Source organism: Paenibacillus apis, from assembly GCF_018333295.1.
GTDB classification, from domain to species: domain Bacteria; phylum Bacillota; class Bacilli; order Paenibacillales; family Paenibacillaceae; genus Fontibacillus; species Fontibacillus antibioticophila.
The window spans coordinates 126,815-143,435 of the sequence record NZ_BORS01000007.1 but is presented as its reverse complement, the minus strand read 5'-3'; the positions used below and the strand labels follow the sequence as shown (position 1 = coordinate 143,435).

The 16,621-nt window shown below is 44.6% G+C and carries 13 protein-coding genes; 11 read left to right on the top strand and 2 right to left on the bottom strand.

Going from position 1 to position 16,621, the window contains the following annotated elements; all coding sequences use genetic code 11:
* Positions 1-24 precede the first annotated feature (24 nt).
* The 3 genes from KI362_RS11910 (at position 25) to KI362_RS11900 (ending at position 4,138) form a co-directional block, all read left to right on the top strand.
* A complete protein-coding gene (locus tag KI362_RS11910; RefSeq protein WP_301627401.1) occupies positions 25-1,665 on the top strand; it encodes a S1C family serine protease in 1,641 nt (546 codons plus the stop codon).
* 320 nt (positions 1,666-1,985) lie between these two features.
* A complete protein-coding gene (locus KI362_RS11905) occupies positions 1,986-2,678 on the top strand; it encodes a response regulator transcription factor (RefSeq protein ID WP_301627400.1) in 693 nt (230 codons plus the stop codon).
* Between the two features lie 2 nt (positions 2,679-2,680).
* Positions 2,681-4,138, top strand: coding sequence for a sensor histidine kinase (locus tag KI362_RS11900; protein ID WP_301627399.1), 1,458 nt, complete (start codon positions 2,681-2,683; stop codon positions 4,136-4,138).
* Positions 4,139-4,321: 183 nt separating this feature from the next.
* Here the strand turns inward: KI362_RS11900 and KI362_RS11895 are convergent, their stop codons facing one another.
* Entirely contained in the window at positions 4,322-5,569 is a 1,248-nt protein-coding gene (locus KI362_RS11895; protein WP_301627398.1) for an IS110 family transposase, read from the bottom strand.
* 300 nt (positions 5,570-5,869) lie between these two features.
* On the opposite strand from KI362_RS11895, the gene KI362_RS11890 reads away from it, so the two are divergent.
* A complete protein-coding gene (locus KI362_RS11890; RefSeq protein WP_212940847.1) occupies positions 5,870-6,823 on the top strand; it encodes a 4-hydroxy-3-methylbut-2-enyl diphosphate reductase in 954 nt (317 codons plus the stop codon).
* Between the two features lie 147 nt (positions 6,824-6,970).
* The gene (locus KI362_RS11885; protein ID WP_301627397.1) at positions 6,971-8,116 is read left to right on the top strand and encodes an InlB B-repeat-containing protein; all 1,146 of its coding nucleotides are present in this window, start codon (positions 6,971-6,973) and stop codon (positions 8,114-8,116) included.
* A 65-nt stretch (positions 8,117-8,181) separates the two neighbouring features.
* On the opposite strand, the gene KI362_RS11880 is transcribed toward KI362_RS11885, so the two are convergent.
* Entirely contained in the window at positions 8,182-8,979 is a 798-nt protein-coding gene (locus tag KI362_RS11880) for a LacI family DNA-binding transcriptional regulator (protein ID WP_212940851.1), read from the bottom strand.
* Positions 8,980-9,045: 66 nt separating this feature from the next.
* Between KI362_RS11880 and KI362_RS11875 the strand changes: the two genes are divergently transcribed.
* The 6 genes from KI362_RS11875 (at position 9,046) to KI362_RS11850 (ending at position 16,621) form a co-directional block, all read left to right on the top strand.
* Complete coding sequence (locus KI362_RS11875) at positions 9,046-10,743, top strand: glycoside hydrolase family 13 protein (protein WP_301627396.1); 1,698 nt, start codon at positions 9,046-9,048, stop codon at positions 10,741-10,743.
* 14 nt (positions 10,744-10,757) lie between these two features.
* A complete protein-coding gene (locus KI362_RS11870; protein WP_301627395.1) occupies positions 10,758-12,221 on the top strand; it encodes a sugar ABC transporter substrate-binding protein in 1,464 nt (487 codons plus the stop codon).
* A gap of 63 nt (positions 12,222-12,284) precedes the next feature.
* Positions 12,285-13,529 (top strand): carbohydrate ABC transporter permease, encoded by a 1,245-nt coding sequence (locus KI362_RS11865; protein WP_301627394.1) that lies wholly within the window; start codon positions 12,285-12,287, stop codon positions 13,527-13,529.
* Entirely contained in the window at positions 13,526-14,362 is an 837-nt protein-coding gene (locus KI362_RS11860; protein ID WP_044477656.1) for a sugar ABC transporter permease, read from the top strand. Before KI362_RS11865 ends, KI362_RS11860 begins: the two co-directional genes overlap by 4 nt.
* A gap of 169 nt (positions 14,363-14,531) precedes the next feature.
* Positions 14,532-15,347: a CAP domain-containing protein gene (locus KI362_RS11855; protein WP_374705656.1), complete on the top strand. Its 816-nt coding sequence runs from the start codon at positions 14,532-14,534 to the stop codon at positions 15,345-15,347.
* A 326-nt stretch (positions 15,348-15,673) separates the two neighbouring features.
* Entirely contained in the window at positions 15,674-16,621 is a 948-nt protein-coding gene (locus KI362_RS11850) for a copper amine oxidase N-terminal domain-containing protein (protein ID WP_301627392.1), read from the top strand.

The following is a 16,621-nucleotide window of genomic DNA, read 5'->3' as shown; positions in this document are numbered from 1 at the left end:
ATCAGGGGAAGGAGGGCAAGCGACATGAATGACGAAAAATACAAATCCGGTCAACCTTTCGGGGACGACAGCCAACATAACGATATGAATGAGCAAGCAGAACCCAAGAAAGAAACCCAAGGCTCCTACTATTACTCCTACGGTCCCTTCCAATCCTACGGAAGCGAGAAGCGCGAGAACCCGCTGGATTCGATTCTCGAGCAGCAGCGTGAGGCGGAGGATGTAGAGATCACAAGACCGCAACCGGTTCGTCCGATTCCTTCTATGCAAGAGGAGGTTCGCCGGACAGACGGGCTGGGCAGTTTCGGTGGTCAGGGAGGCGGAAGCAGCAGCGCTCCTCCTGCGAAGCATTCGGGAAATTGGCAGTTCAATGCCAAGGCTCCGAAGAAGACGTCCTTTAAATCGATTGCGGCAAGCGTGCTTGCCGGTATGCTGATTATGACCGGAGGCATGATCTATGCAGACCGGACGAATCTGTTCACGGGTGATCAGGCTTCGGTTCCGGCATCGGCACCGCAGTCTGCTGCACAAGGCGCAGGAAGCGGAAGCTCATCCTCTTCGCAAGCAACACAAGCTTCTTATACGATCACCAATCCTGGCGATGTTACGAATGTAGTGAATCAGGCCGGGCCAGCAGTGGTAAAAATCGAGACCCTGGTAAGCTCCAGCAAACAAAGGTCAAATACCAGCCCATATGGCAGCAACGATCCGTTCTACCGTTTCTTCTTCGGGGACGATTACTACGGAGGCAGCCAGGGCAATGACTCGGGAAGCCAGGGCGGATCTTCCGATCAACTGGTGCCGACGGGGATTGGCTCCGGCTTTATTTTTGAAAATACAGGCTATATCCTAACGAACGAACATGTGGTTCATAATGCGGATGTAGTACAGGTTACGGTACAGGGAACCGAGAAGCCTTATGAAGCCAAGGTGCTCGGCACGAGCTATGAATTGGACTTGGCAGTCTTAAAGATTGAAGGAGACGATAGCTTCCCTTCGATTCCGCTTGCTAATTCTGATGATGCTTCGGTGGGCGAATGGCTGGTTGCGATCGGGAACCCGCAGGGCTTTGACCATACGGTTACTACCGGGGTGCTGAGCGCCAAGGAACGGAGCATTACGATTGCAGGAGAAAACGGTGAAAAGAACCGTGAATACGAACACCTGCTGCAAACGGATGCTTCGATTAACCCAGGGAACTCGGGTGGTCCGCTGCTCAACCTGAGCGGTGAGGTCGTCGGCATCAATGTGGCTGTCAGCTCGGATGCTCAAGGGATCGGCTTCGCCATTCCTACCAGCACCATTACTGAAGTATTGGACAAATTGAAGAATAATGAGAAGATTCCGCAAAAACCGGTGCCGTTCATTGGAGCGACGCTGATGACGATGACGGATGAGGTTGCAAGACAAATGGGAACCGACGTGAAGGAAGGCTCTGTCGTATCGGATATCGTCTACAAATCGCCGGCTTATCTTGCGGACCTGCGTCCTTATGACATCATTACAGGAGCAGATGGCAAGAGCTTTGCGACCAAGGAATCTCTGATTGAATACATTCAGAGTCAAGAGGTTGGCGCGGAGGTCACGTTTAACGTTGTGAGAGATGACCGCAAACTGGATTTGAAGATCACGATTGGCAACAAGAATGATTTTAACCTGGAGTAATGTAAAGGATTAAACGGGCGGCAGGCGGAAGCCTGCCGCTTTTAAAGGTTGTTCAAAAAGTCAGCTTTTGATCACGAAGTGTTCCAAGGGGGTGACTCGACATCGAATCTTGCGTTCACCCTAGAAGTCCAAGCGGATGCTTACGAGGTATGCTTCCTTTGGAAGCATTTCGCTCATGTAGGTGCTGCCTACACTCCGTTCCTCCTTCTTCAGGTTCTCGCAGCCTTCTTGGTGCTGAAAAGCTGACTTTTTGAACACGCACTTTTAGCGATGATCTGATAAAATAGTTGTATTGAACAAGAGGTTAAGGGGAGATAAGCATGAGATCGTCCATTCTGGTCATAGATGATGATGAGAAGATTACCTCCATGCTGCGGCGCGGGCTTGCCTTTGAGGGATATGATGTGCATACGGCCCGTAATGGGGCAGAGGGCTTGTCCACGGTCATGGCTGCAGATCCGGATCTGATTATCCTGGATGTCATGATGCCGCAGATGGATGGCTTCGAGGTATGCCGCAGGCTGCGCGAGGGGGGCAGCTCGGTGCCTGTTCTGATGCTGACGGCCAAGGATGAAGTGGAGAACCGGGTAAAGGGCCTGGATACAGGAGCGGACGATTATCTCGTCAAGCCGTTTGCGCTGGAGGAGCTTCTGGCCCGGGTGCGCGCGCTGCTGCGGCGTAAGGAGACGAAGCCGGATGAGACCGCCGGACAGCGACTCGCCTTCGAGGATATCATTATGGACATGGATTCCCGGGAAGTGCTGAGAAGCGGGCGGCGCCTGGAATTGACGGCGAAGGAGTTCGATCTGCTCCACCTGTTCATGCAGAACCCGAAGCGTCTATTGACCCGGGATTTGATTATGGATAAAATATGGGGCTACGATTATAGCGGCGAGTCGAATGTGTTGGAGGTTTATATTGCCATGCTGCGGCAAAAGACAGAGGAACATGGCGGCAAGCGCCTTATTCAGACCATCCGCGGCGCGGGTTATATTTTGAGAGGGGATTCCTAGGCATGTCTATAAAATGGCGGCTGACCGCATGGTATACGAGCATTCTGGCCGTTATGCTGGTGTTGTTTGGAGCTTCAATCTACGGCTTTGTCCGTTTTTATACGTATGGAGAGGTAAAGAATCGGCTGGTTGAACAGGCGGAGCGCATTGTGAACTCGCAGAACTTCAGCCTTACGCAGGGACTTGACTTTTACCTGGAGCCGTCCCAGGCTCAGCGGCTTGAGGATGCGCAGCTGTATGTTCAGATTCATAATTATACGAGTGGAAATTCGCGATTCTCACGCAATATGCTGGATCGGGAGCTGGTATTCCCTGTTCCTGAGGTAAATTCAGCTTCTGATAGCAATGGTTTTCAGAATATGACGATAAGCGGCTATTCTTTTATCCTGTACCAGGTTCCGATCCATTTGAACGGCAAGGTCATTGGTCTTGTGCAATTGGGTGCCTATACGGGGGCGGAGGATCGGCTGCTGGAGCGGATGAAATCGATTCTGTTTATCGGCGGATTAATCTCGGTTGTGCTGGCCAGTACATTCGGCTTGTTCCTTGCCCGCAAATCCATGGAACCGATCGGCAAGGTGATCGAGGCGGCAAACGGCATTCAGACCGGCAATGATCTTAGTGTGCGGATTGATTATGAGGGACCGCATGATGAGATCGGCGGTCTGATCGGGACTGTCAATTCGATGCTGGGGCGGATGGAAGGCTTCTATAATGATTTGGATGAGGCTTATTCCACGCAGCGCAGATTTGTCTCGGATGCTTCTCATGAATTGAGAACCCCCTTGACCACGATTCGTGGAAATGTGGATCTGCTCAAAAAGATATGGCAATCCGAGGAGGAAGAGATGTCCGGCATGGATGCTGAGGCCATTCGGAAGCTGTCGCTCGAAGCAGTTACTGATATTGCCGGGGAGTCCGAGCGAATGAGCAGATTGGTCAATGATATGCTGTCACTGGCGCGGGCGGATGCAGGGCAGATTATGGCGAAGGAAATGCTGCCGCTTGAACCGCTTGTGGAGGAAGTCATTCGGCGTGCTCAGTTCCTTCCAAGGAATGCGACCTGGATTCAGGGCGATATGAGTATGCTTGGGGCCGTCTCGGTAAATGGAAACAAGGATTATTTGCAGCAAATGTTATTTATCTTTATAGAGAATGCCTTTAAATATACACCTTCCGGCAGTGTGACGATGGATGCGATACGGGCAGATGAGCAGATTGGCCTGCGGATTTCGGATACGGGCATTGGCATGGACCGAAGCGAGGTGCCGCATATCTTTGAACGCTTCTATCGGGCGGATCCTTCCCGTGGAGTAACTCCGGGCACGGGCTTGGGATTGTCGATTGCCAAGTGGATTATTGACGAGCATGAGGGGTCCGTGGAAGTGCTTACCCGCCTTGGGGAGGGCACGACATTTGTGATCTGGCTTCCGGCCGTCTTTCACGCTCTTCCAGAATAAGCTATAATGGAGAGGCTTCAAGGCCTCTCTCTTTTATTACGGAGAAGAAGGTACAATAAGCAAGGAGGTTAGGAAGTCTGAAATCTAGAGCAACGCACGCATTAAGGGAAATAGGCACATCAAATAAGCCGTTCGCAAAACGACTTTTATGGTAGTTTATGGTATTTTTGGAGGCAAGAGAGATCAGGTTGCTTCCGCCATAATGCGGTAACCTTGGGATTGTGCCAATAAAATCGCTTGTTCTATCGTGATTTCACGGTGTACTGGACGAACGTCGGATTTTTTGTATAAGTCAGGGTTATAGGGTTCCTTGCTCTTTAAGATGTGGTAGATAGCTGTTAACAGCATACGGGCAATCGCAATAATTGCACGTTTATGGCCTCTGCGCTTCTTCAGTTGTAAATAGCGGTTTCGGATTTCGAGATGTTTTTCGCTTTTGACTACAGCAGTGGCACACTGTACAAGAAGAGGTTTGATGTAGACACCCGCTCTCGAAATCCTTACTGACTTTTTCTTGCCAGCACTCTCATTGTTTGTGGGAGTGAGTCCTGCCCAGGAGCACAGATGCTTGGCTGTTGGGAACACGTCCATATTCACACCGATTTCCGAGACCACTGCAATGGCGGAAAAGATGTTTTTGAAGGACGGAACAGTCAAGATTAGGTTGATCTCCTCGGAGTAGGACTCGGCAAGCGAAAGGATAATAGATTCCAGGTCTGACTTACGTGCTTCAAGATCTTCGTAATGTTGCTTGATGATCTTGATTTTTCCGGCCTGTTCGGGCGTAATGAGCCCGTCAATCGCGAGCTCCAGTTCAGGAAGTTTCTCTTTCACGGAGCCGTGAACGAGCGATTTGATGTCAAAAGACGTATCCAGCGGATTGTCCAGCAATTTGTTAATAATGTTCATGGAGCTTTTCCCGAACGTATCCGAAACGACGTTTCCGATTTGGATGTTCGAGACCGTCAAGCTGTTTTGGAGCCGATTTTTCTCGCTTGATGTGAAATTTGTCAGCTTGAAGCGATAGCGCATCAGGTCGCGTAGCTGCCGAATCGGCAAAGGGGGCATAAAGCTTCCAGCCACAAGGTCATGCTTGAACAGATCGGCAATCCACTGAGCGTCCTTTTTGTCCGTCTTCTTGCCGCGAATGGCCTTGACGTATTTCGGATGAGCCAAAGTGATGTTGCAGGAGTGCTCCAGAATGTTGAACACGGGAATCCAGTATTTCCCGGTCGATTCCATACAGACATCCTTGCAGTAATTCTCACAAAGCCACTGTGACAGCTCGTTCAGTCCTTTGGTAAAGGTCGAAAAGCGATGGCGTTTGTAAGTCGTGACACCTTTGCTGTTAGTGGAAGCAATACAGGCGACCACAAAGGTTTTGTGAACGTCAATTCCACAACAGACGGGGTAGACAATCTTTAAAGCCATAGGAAATCTCCTTTCGAGGATATACAGGGATAGCCAGCAGGGACTGATTGCCCAGCAATAAACGAGTTGTTTATACAAAGATAAGTCTGCGTGCTCGAAGCGACACTTATTTGTGCTTGGAAAGGCAATCTACACATATAATCATGCGGTCGCTTTGTCAAAAAAAGCGGCCCACTCACCTCCGCGTGATTTGTAGTGTACTGGTATCCCTGCATATAAAGAATACAAAAAAACGCTCACAGTTGAACGGATTTCATTCCGTTTTGTGCCTTGAGCGAAGCGAAAGGAATGGGAATAATCATGGAAGTCTTAAAAATCTCGCCGCGCGGCTATTGTTACGGAGTTGTCGATGCTATGGTGCTTGCCAGACAAGCAGCCAAGAATCTCGATTTGCCGCGCCCGATCTATATACTCGGCATGATTGTGCACAATAGTCATGTCACCCAATCCTTCGAGGATGAGGGCATTATTACGCTGGATGGCCCGAATCGGATGGAAATTCTAAGTCAGGTTACCAAGGGAACGGTAATCTTTACCGCACATGGTGTATCGCCTGAAGTGCGCAAGCTGGCACGGGATAAAGGATTGACTACCGTGGATGCGACTTGTCCCGATGTGACCAAGACGCATGTTCTGATCGAAGAGAAGGTAGCCGACGGATACGAGATCATTTATATCGGTAAAAAGGGCCACCCCGAGCCGGAAGGCGCAGTAGGAGCCGCCCCTGGAAAGGTACACTTGATCGAGAAGGAAGAAGAAATCGAGACGCTGGAGGTTCATGCGGATCGGATTGTTATTACCAACCAGACCACGATGAGTCAGTGGGATATTAAGCATATTATGAAAAAGCTGCTTGAAAAATATCCGAGCGCCGAAGTGCACAACGAGATCTGTATGGCAACACAGGTTCGTCAAGAGGCGGTAGCGGAGCAAGCAGGACAGGCGGATCTGGTCATTGTGGTCGGAGACCCGCGAAGCAATAACTCCAATCGGCTGGCTCAGGTGTCCGAGGAGATTGCCGGCGTCAAGGCTTACCGGATTGCGGATGTTACCGAGCTGAAGCTGGAGTGGCTCCAGGGCATCGAGAAAGTGGCAGTTACTTCGGGTGCTTCGACACCTACACCGATCACGAAGGAAGTGATTACGTTCCTGGAGCAATATGATCCGAATGATTCAGCAACCTGGGAGATCGTCCGGACTGTAAATATGTCGAAGCTCCTGCCGCCTGTAAAAGCAACTACGAAGAAAGAATGACCGGGCAAAAATAGAATTGACATAGAATAAAGAGCATAGTAAAATCTGCTTAAACAGTTAAGCGGTAATGAAATAGGCGTCTTTTACTTAGACGCCATTTATTTTAAACTTTGCTTAACCGGTTAACCAAGAATGGAGGTATACAGTATGAGAAAAAGTAGATCTATATTAATGGTATTACTTTCGATTTTTGTAAGCGTTTTATTGTTGACTGCTTGCGGCAACTCAAACTCAGCTACAGAACCCGCTGTATCAGAAGAAAACATAGAAAAAAGTCTATATACAGTAACTTTCTATGATATGGACGGAAGCACAGAATTATCGAAAGAAGAAGTTAAGGAGAATGAATTAGTAAGCGAATATACCCCAAATAAAGATAGCTTTAGATTCATGGGCTGGTATGCAACACCTTCTTTAACCCATAAATATGACTTTAGCACACCAGTAACTGCGGATATGGAACTGTTTGCAGGCTTTTTAGAAGATAAGGAAGATACAAGGAGTTTTGCTATTGTTGGAAGCGGAAAGAGTCCGGTACTCGTCACCTCCAACTGGGGAACTGTGATTGATGACAATCATATTCTAACCAAGGAACCGGATGAGAACGTTTACTCCATAAGCCTGGACTTGTATGAAGGAGATGAATTCCAGTTAGCGACGAATACTTCTTGGTTTAACCAAAGGGGGGCTGGCTATTTAACAACTTCAAGTAAGGATGGAGTCGAATACTTTTCAGGCTCTGCAAATAATTATCAATCCAGCGAAGCTAAAAAAGCTAATATTAAATGTCTTAAATCCGGCAACTATACCCTCAAGCTGACTACATATCCTGGTGCCGATGTCTATGATACCGAGAATAGCGAATACACCGAAGCAACGAAAGAAAATTTTAACTCAAATCCCTATGACACCATTGAGTGGGTTTATAACGGAGAACCAAAGGACGCGATAGCAGAGGTGACAACCTCCTATTATATTAAGAGTTCCATTACGACTGGCTGGAATGATGTTTATGAGGATGAATACAGATTCAAAGAAATAGACGGACTGCCTGCTTTAACAATTCAGCTAACTGAGAAAGAAGAATTTTTATTTACTTCCACAGTCAAAAGCGGTGATACAGAAAGCGTAGGCAATGAGTATGTAAAATTCAGCAATATTAAGGACGAAAATTCACTTGAATTTGTTGAGGGCAGTCCTAGTGATAATATCATCGCAAAAGCAGCGGGGATGTATACCTTTATCTATGACCCGGCAACGAAGGAACTGACAGTAAGCTTTAAGACAAAATAAAAAACAGGCCGGCGTATATTTTGCAAAAAGCTGCCCAATGCTTACGGCAGCTTTTTGCAAAATGATTATACGAATTGGGTGTGTTCCATATCAGGAATGCGATTGATGGCTAACTCTATGCAGCGATAGACCCTTTCCATTTTTGAGTGTAAGTCAAAAGGAAGATAGCAGCAATTATCTTTTTCTGCCATAAGGTCATTCAGAGCATTCTGATTATATACAACATTTTGATTAGAAATCTCTGAAAGATCACTTAAATTTTTTACAAACTTGACCTCACGGAAAGTATCGCAGATAAAAGACTTTAGCAGCTCATTGTTAGGAGTTAGACATATATAGGAGTAATTGTCAGTTCCAAAATGGTTATCCGCATTTTTCTTTAGCAGCTTATAATCGCTGCAAATTTGAAAGAACCAGGGAATATCGATTAAGCAGTCAATGGCAATTACCGGAACAAGGTTCTTATCCCCGATCCGAAGGAAAAAATCAAGTGTGGCGTCAAAACATAAAATAGCATCTACATGATTTAAATTTGTAATTTCCTTATGATCTTGGATAATCAGATGATATCCGTGCTGTGTCGAAGCCTCAGATAATCCTTCAATCAAAAGCAATTGCTCAGAACGTTTTAGCAGAGAAGTCTCAGGCATCATGTAAAGAGCGATATTATAGGTTTTGCTCGTAGACAGAGACCTCGCCGAGGAATTTGGTTTATAGTCCAACAGATTGACGATCTGCAAAACCTTTTTCCTTGTTTCTTCACTGATTCGTTGATCCGTGCGGTTATTAATCACATATGAAACTGTGGCTACCGAGACACCTGCCTGCTTAGCGATGTCCTTTATCGTAATTTTTTTATCCATGACTTAGTTATATACTTTATTAGCATTTTTGTGAATATGCGAAAAAACACAAAGGGAATTGATACCATGAATAAACAAGCAATACTACATATACCTGAATCAAAATTCTGTTATCCCGTCAATCAAAATACAATCATATTACGTTTGCGCATGGATAAAGAAGATAAGGTAGACCGCGTAGAGGTAGTATACGGCTGCAAATATAAGTACCACGCGGAACAAAAAACTGCCGTGATGAAAGAAAAATATAAGGATGATTTATTTAAATATTACGAAATAGAACTCGAGCTTGAAGATGTTAGACTCTCCTATGTGTTTAAAATATGGAGGAATCAGAAAACGTACTATTTTTCAGAAGACGGGCTCACTTCAGCCTATGATTTTAAATTGTCCTATTACAATTCCTTTCAGCTGCCATATATCAACAAGAATGATATCCATGAAGTAGTAGAGTGGATGCAGGGCGCCGTGTTTTATGAGATTTTTATTGACCGCTTTCATCAAGGGTTGATCCATAAAGATGCGGATTATATCAATCTGGAATGGGGCGGGATACCCAATCCCAAGAGCTTTACAGGCGGGGATATTCCTGGCATTACGCAAAAGCTGGATTATCTGAAAGAGCTTGGGGTCAATGGCATCTATTTAACTCCAGTATTCGAGTCCATCTCTAACCATAAATATGATATATCCAATTATAAAAAAATTGACCGGCATTTTGGAACCAACGAGGATCTTTATAAGCTAGTGAACGAGGCTCATCAACGAGGTATGAAGATCGTACTCGATGCGGTATTCAATCACTGCAGTGATCTGCTGCCACAATTTCAGGATGTGCTTGAAAAAGGAAGAGAATCGGCTTATTTTGATTGGTTTATGATTGATGGCGACAGAATTGATACCCAAAACATCAATTATGAAGTGTTCGGTTACAGTGAATATATGCCAAAGCTCAATACCAATAACACAGAGGTACAAGAATTTCTAGTGGATATCGCTCTCTTCTGGATCAAGGAATACGATATCGACGGTTGGCGCCTGGATGTATCGGATGAGGTTTCTCATCAGTTTTGGAGAAGGTTGAGAGAAGCAGTTAAGAAGGTTAAGCCAGATTGTGTAATTATCGGGGAGAACTGGCACGATGCCAATGCATTTTTACAGGGAGATCAGTATGACAGCATCATGAATTATGCCTTTACCAAAGCCTGCCTGGATTATTATGCTTTCCAGACTGTTAATGCACAGGGGTTTGCTGAAAAGCTAAATCATTTGTTAATGAGAAATAGCGGGCAGGTTAACGCTATGATGCTGAATCTTTTGGATTCTCACGATACGGACCGTTTCTTTACCTCTGTAAATAAGAATAAGGACCGCTTACTTTCAGCCATTGCCGTTATGTGTGTGCATGTGGGGGCACCCTGCATTTATTATGGTACGGAATTATATCTTGAGGGGGGATATGATCCGGATAACAGGCGGTGTTTTGATTGGGATGAATCGCGCTGGGATCTTCCATTTATGCAGAAAATAAAGAATCTGTTGTCATTAAAGCAGAAGCCCGAATTACAAAAGGGAGAGATTTGTATTTCGTATGATGAGAATCTGTGCTATATCATTCGAACCTTTGAAAATAGTGAAATTACATTAATTCTGAACCAATCCGGAAAAACAGTACCCATAAGGCCAACAGGAACAATACTGGCTCAAAATAAATTGCTGGAATGCAACTTGTTAACGGATGGATTTGTAGTTTACGAAAATTAAAGGAGTGGATGTTCATGAAGAGATTTTTCGGAATTTTACTTGTAGTCTTGTTAACTGTAGGACAACTGACGGGCTGTGGATCGACGGCAGCCGTGAATGAAAAGGATCCGTCTGCTCAGACGGATGCTTTAACATCCATTTACAACGGTGAGTTGGAAAGAAATGTTACCCTTCGTATCCTTGAGAACGATACAGCTATTGAACAGGGATATTTTAAACAGCTAATTGACGCGTTCAATGAGAAGTATAAGGATTACGGGATTGTGGCCGTGGATGCTAATATGGATCAGCGCAGTAATCTGGCGGATGACGGGCCTTATGGATATGGACCGGATGTATTGTATCAGGCCAATGATTCCATTATGAAATATGTAGAGGGTAAACATATTTACCCCATTCCTGCAGAGTCTTTGGAGCACTATTCCCAGATTCCGGAGCATGCATGGGATGCCTATAAGTCCGAGGTTGACGGCAAAGCCTATTATATGGGCGTTCCTGTAAATATTCAGACCTCCATGTTATTTTATCGCAAGGATATGCTTCCTAAAGACTGGGAAACAAATTGGGACAAGAACAAGAATAAGGTGCCGGATATGGTAGAAAACTGGAATGATTTATATAAATACTCCAAATCGATCGTTGAATCAGGTACAGGAAAGTATGGTTATATGCGTTCGTTATATGACGTGTATTTTTCATCCGGCTTCCTGTTCTCTTATGGAGGTTATATCTTTGGAGATCAGAATACGAGCCCGGAAGAAGTGGGTTTATCCGCGGGTAATGCCGAGGTCGGAGCGAATGTTCTGCTGCAGCTTGCTTCTGTAATGAATGAAGAGAGCATCGACGATTCCATCACGGTAAATGGCTATAGCAGAATTGCAGATGGTACTTATTTCGCGATGATGACCACACCGGATGTGTATTCCTTATTTATTAAAGAACTGACATTGGAATATGAAAAACAGGGTATGAGTACGGAGGATGCCAAAGCTTTAGCCGAAGAAAATCTGGTTGTGGCCGGACTGCCCCTGCTGCCTGCAAGCGGTGATTTAACGGAAGAAAACCCGGAACTAATTCCTTTAAAGGCTATGGGAGGTATTAATGGTTATGCCATAAGCGCTTATACCAAAGCACCCAATGCCAGCCTTGCTTTTGTGGAATTTGCCACAAGTTACGAGATGATCATGAAAAGACAGGAGCTATTAGGAAGTATACCGGCACATTCCGACGCTGCTAAAGCAACGGGAGGAGTCTCGGAAATTGTATTCAATAACTTAAGTGAAGGAAACATTGTAGTCATGCCATCCATTACGGAAATGGTGCAGGTATGGTCACCGGCAGAGACATTCTTTACGGACTTAGCCAAAGATGCTTTTCGTACATCCGATAAAAAATATACTTCATTAGAAGAATTAAAAAATGGGTTGAAGGTTGTAGATCAGCAAATTTATGATGCAATCCACACGCTTTCTAATTGAGGTGTATATATGAATATGTTTACCAGAAAAATAGGCAAAAATGTTATAGCCAGTATATGTCTAATGGGTCTGGGACAGTTGATGTATGGTCAAATTGGAAAGGGTCTGTTATACCTTGCCATACTTGCCTGTGGAGTTCTCTATGCTGCTCTTCGCGGTTTTTCTGACTTGGCAGGTTTTTTCACCTTAGGAACCAAGGAAAAGGATGCCTGGTTTGGCATTGAAGGAGATAACTCCGTTGTAATGCTGCTTATGGGGATTCTTTTCATAGCAGCAATCATGCTATTTATTAGCCTCTACCTTTCAAACATCCGAGATGCCTATGAAACCCAAATTCTCGTGGAAAAGGGAGGGAAGCCAAGAACCTTTCTGGAAGATGTGAAAAAGCTGCTGGATGAAAAGTTTTACAAGACAGCTCTGTTTCTGCCCGTTATCGGTGTATCTATATTCAGCATACTGCCTATTGTATTTATGATTGCCGTTGCATTTACTAATTATGGCGGTAATATTGTTCCTCCAAAACTGGTCGATTGGGTGGGCTTCAAAAATTTTATTCAGATTGCAACCCTCTCAAAATTTGCGCCAACCTTTGGAAAGATACTTAACTGGAACCTGCTTTGGGCGGTAAGCTCTACATTTCTAAATTATTTTGCAGGTCTTGGGCTTGCCCTGCTTCTTAATAAGAAGTGTGTACGAGGAACAATTATATGGAGGGCATTTCCTATCTTGGCCTACGCTGTTCCCGGATTTATAACCCTGCTTGGTTTTCGCTTTATGTTTTCTTATGGCGGACCTATTAACCAAATCATTATGGACATGGGATATAGGGCCATCGGGTTTTTGGATATCGATGCTAAATGGATGGCAAGGCTTATTGGCTTACTGGTAAACGCATGGATCACGGTGCCTTCTATTATGCTGTTGGCCACGGGTATACTAACTAACGTTGATGTTGACCAGTTAGAGGCGGCTAAGATTGACGGTGCGAAACGGTGGAAGCAATTCACAAAAATCGTATTCCCTTTTGTTTTGTTCTCCACAACGCCGGTAATCATCGGTCAGTTTATTGGAAATTTCAATAATTTCGGCATCTTCTTCTTCCTCCGTGGCGGGTTATATATGGATGGATATTTCTTGGCAAGTGATACGGACTTGTTAATTAACTGGCTTTATAATCTATCCATTAATAACAACTACTACAATATAGGCGCGGCAATCAGCTTGGTCATCTTCCTTATTACCTCTATGATCTCACTGCTTGTCTACGTTAAATCGCCATCTTATAAAGAGGAGGATATCTACCGATGAAAAAATACAACTTTCTTCGTGTGGCAGATTCCGTTATTACTCATACCGCACTAATTGTAGTTTCATTGATTTTCCTCTTTCCTTGTCTATGGTTAATTTTGGCGTCTTTTAGTAAATCGGGATCCATCTATACCTACAAGGGCTTTTTTCCCAGCGGTTATAGTCTGGATACCTTTAAAACCTTATTTACGGATACCGCTATGTATAATTATCCTCAGTGGTTTATGAATACATTGCAGATTGCGGTGTTCAGCAGCTTGATTGGTACTTTTCTTGTTATATTGACGGCATATACGATGTCCAGATTTCAATTTAAGAGCCGGAAGAAAATCATGAAAGGAACGCTGATCCTTGGGATGTTTCCCTCTTTTATGGGAATGATCGCTGTATATATTATCATGACCCAATTCGGACTCATAAATAATTTATGGGGTGTCATTCTCATTTACAGCTCCAGCGCACCGATGGGCTATTTAACCCAAAAAGGTTTTTTTGATACCGTACCTTACTCCATTGATGAAGCAGCTAGAATTGACGGGGCGACGAATTTACAGATCTTCTTAAAAATCAATCTGCCTTTGTCCCAGCCGATGATCGTATATACCGCACTTACAAGCTTTACGTTCCCATGGAGCGATTTTATATTGCCAAAGCTATTATTGAAGGAAAAGGACCTCTATACCGTAGCGGTAGGTCTGATGAATCTCGGTGAGACTGAATTTTCAAGATTTGCAGCAGGATCTGTTTTTATAGCTGTACCGATCGTTATTTTGTACTTCATCCTGATTCGGTATATGATACATGGTATGACCGCAGGTGCAGTGAAGGGATAATTCAACACCGCGATTCGTAAACTATTCATTTTAAGCCGTCCTGTCCGTCTTACAGGTCGGCTTTCTTTTTCCAGAATTTAAGGGGCTTGTTTCTCTATCCGGTCATGTTATACTAGGAAAGAAGAAAAGTTACAGATTTGTAACTAATCAGCACTTTCAAGGAGATGACATGATGAGAACAACAGGAATGAAGAAATACTTGCTTACTGGCGGTTTGTCTGCCATTCTGACGGCTAGTCTTGTCCTGCCAGCTTCAGCGGCACCGGATTATAAAGACACGTCCAACAGATCGAATGAGAATCAGTCAACCGCTTGTTATTCCATAACGTGGTCGAAGAATGCTAATCCGTCCATCGTGTGGGGCAGCAATGGGGAGAAGCAGTCTATCCCTTATGATTCCCTAAAGCTTCAATCTGATCTGGAAGGATTTAGCAAATGGTGGAACTGGAATTTAGGAGACTCCGGTAATACTGGTAATACAGATAACTCGGGTAACACTGGTAATACTAATAACTCTAGTAACTCAGGAAACACCGGAAACTCCGGAAATTTAGGGAATTCCGATAACTCAGGCACAACGAACCAAGATAACTCTGGATTGACTGCTGCCGATAAATCGCAGTTTGCTTCAGAGGTCATTAAGCTTGTGAATCAGGAGCGCGCCAAACAAGGATTGCAGCCGCTCACGGGGGATTCGGCATTGAACAACATGGCTTTAGTGAAGGCCAAGGATATGAACGATAATAACTATTTTAGCCACACATCACCAACCTACGGTTCTCCGTTTGAAATGATGAAGTCGTTCGGTATCAGCTATAGATATGCAGGCGAGAACATTGCCATGGGACAGAAGACACCGGCGGAGGTTGTCAATGCCTGGATGAATAGTGAAGGCCACCGTGCTAATATTTTGAGCGCCAACTTTACACTTATCGGTGTTGGATACTATAATGGCTACTGGGCACAGGAGTTTGTCGGCAGATAATAATAAATAGTTGAAATAGTTTACGAGTTTTACTTATATGGTATATAATGGAATAGGTGAAGCACACCCTTATGTTCGCGCAAGTGAATGATAGAGGTGTGCTTTTTTATATCAATGAGGTACAGGGTGCAAAATGATTAATTGCGAGGAGGAGAAGTGATGGAGTGATGGTGTAGGTTTGGTAAGGCTCTGATGGGGCGTACATACGTAAGGCGTAGGAATATGCAAGAGGACATCAATGTATTTTTCTAATGCAAGATTTTTGCTGTGAATGGAATATGCTCTCATTTTATTGATTACAAAACCTAGAAAGAGGTAACTCTCAAATGGAAGGACAAGTGATTGTTGTGAAAAAAATGGTTGTATCTCTTTTAGTTGCTGCTTTGTTGTTGCCTGGTGTAGAAACAGTTTCGGCTGCCGTTAAAGAGTTTGACAAAAATATTGTGGGCAGCCCCAAACTTGCTGTGCTTGTGGATGGTAGGAAAGTCAAATTTCAAGGGGGTGATCCTGTTTCGGAAAAGGGTAGGGTTCAGGTTCCCTTGCGCGGAGTAGGTGAAGCTCTAGGGGCTGAGGTGGATTACGATGAGGCTGGGAAAAAGGTGAAGTACACTAGGGAAGGAAAATCGATTGTACTCACAATCGGCAGCAAGGAAGCTGTCGTCGATGGACGAGTGATTACGATGGATACAGCTGCTAAAGCTGTAAAAGGACGTACTTATGTTCCGCTGCGTTTTGTAAGTGAAAATCTGGGTGAAACGGTGAAATGGGATGGTGTGGGAAATTGGGTCTGGATCGGGAGTCAGGAGATTCCGCATATTACAGAAGTCACAGAGCTTGAGGATATCAAACCTTACCGGCATTACTACGAAGGGTACGAATATATGTCGCAATCTGATGGTAATGATCTTGACTTTGCAAGAATTGTTGATGGAGATACAATGCCTGTTCAACTGACAAAGCTCACCATTATGGATATGTGGATGGTAACGGATGGGGAGAATGATGGAATTCGCGTGAGATTCAAAGGAGCAAATAAGCTAACCATCTTTTTTCTTCAAGGAAATGGCGATATTCGAAGACGGGATGCTTATGTCGTCGATCAAGGGGATGGCACTTATATAGGCCAATTTCCAATAGTAAGTTCGCCGGATAATCATTATAAGTATGGGAAGGACTGGAGGAACTACAGTATTAAAGATGCAGACTACTTACTTTTTCAAGTAACAAGTTATCCGGACGATAGTATTAGGTTGTTTTCTAACCCGTTCAAGTAA

Coding starts and splice junctions, on each gene's coding strand:
- KI362_RS11855 (WP_374705656.1), top strand. CDS start 14,532: ATGATGAGAACAACAGGAATGAAGAAATACTTGCTTACTGGCGGTTTG.
- KI362_RS11860 (WP_044477656.1), top strand. CDS start 13,526: ATGAAAAAATACAACTTTCTTCGTGTGGCAGATTCCGTTATTACTCAT.
- KI362_RS11850 (WP_301627392.1), top strand. CDS start 15,674: ATGGAAGGACAAGTGATTGTTGTGAAAAAAATGGTTGTATCTCTTTTA.
- KI362_RS11895 (WP_301627398.1), bottom strand. CDS start 5,569: ATGGCTTTAAAGATTGTCTACCCCGTCTGTTGTGGAATTGACGTTCAC.
- KI362_RS11910 (WP_301627401.1), top strand. CDS start 25: ATGAATGACGAAAAATACAAATCCGGTCAACCTTTCGGGGACGACAGC.
- KI362_RS11875 (WP_301627396.1), top strand. CDS start 9,046: ATGAATAAACAAGCAATACTACATATACCTGAATCAAAATTCTGTTAT.
- KI362_RS11880 (WP_212940851.1), bottom strand. CDS start 8,979: ATGGATAAAAAAATTACGATAAAGGACATCGCTAAGCAGGCAGGTGTC.
- KI362_RS11900 (WP_301627399.1), top strand. CDS start 2,681: ATGTCTATAAAATGGCGGCTGACCGCATGGTATACGAGCATTCTGGCC.
- KI362_RS11885 (WP_301627397.1), top strand. CDS start 6,971: ATGAGAAAAAGTAGATCTATATTAATGGTATTACTTTCGATTTTTGTA.
- KI362_RS11890 (WP_212940847.1), top strand. CDS start 5,870: ATGGAAGTCTTAAAAATCTCGCCGCGCGGCTATTGTTACGGAGTTGTC.
- KI362_RS11870 (WP_301627395.1), top strand. CDS start 10,758: ATGAAGAGATTTTTCGGAATTTTACTTGTAGTCTTGTTAACTGTAGGA.
- KI362_RS11905 (WP_301627400.1), top strand. CDS start 1,986: ATGAGATCGTCCATTCTGGTCATAGATGATGATGAGAAGATTACCTCC.
- KI362_RS11865 (WP_301627394.1), top strand. CDS start 12,285: ATGGGTCTGGGACAGTTGATGTATGGTCAAATTGGAAAGGGTCTGTTA.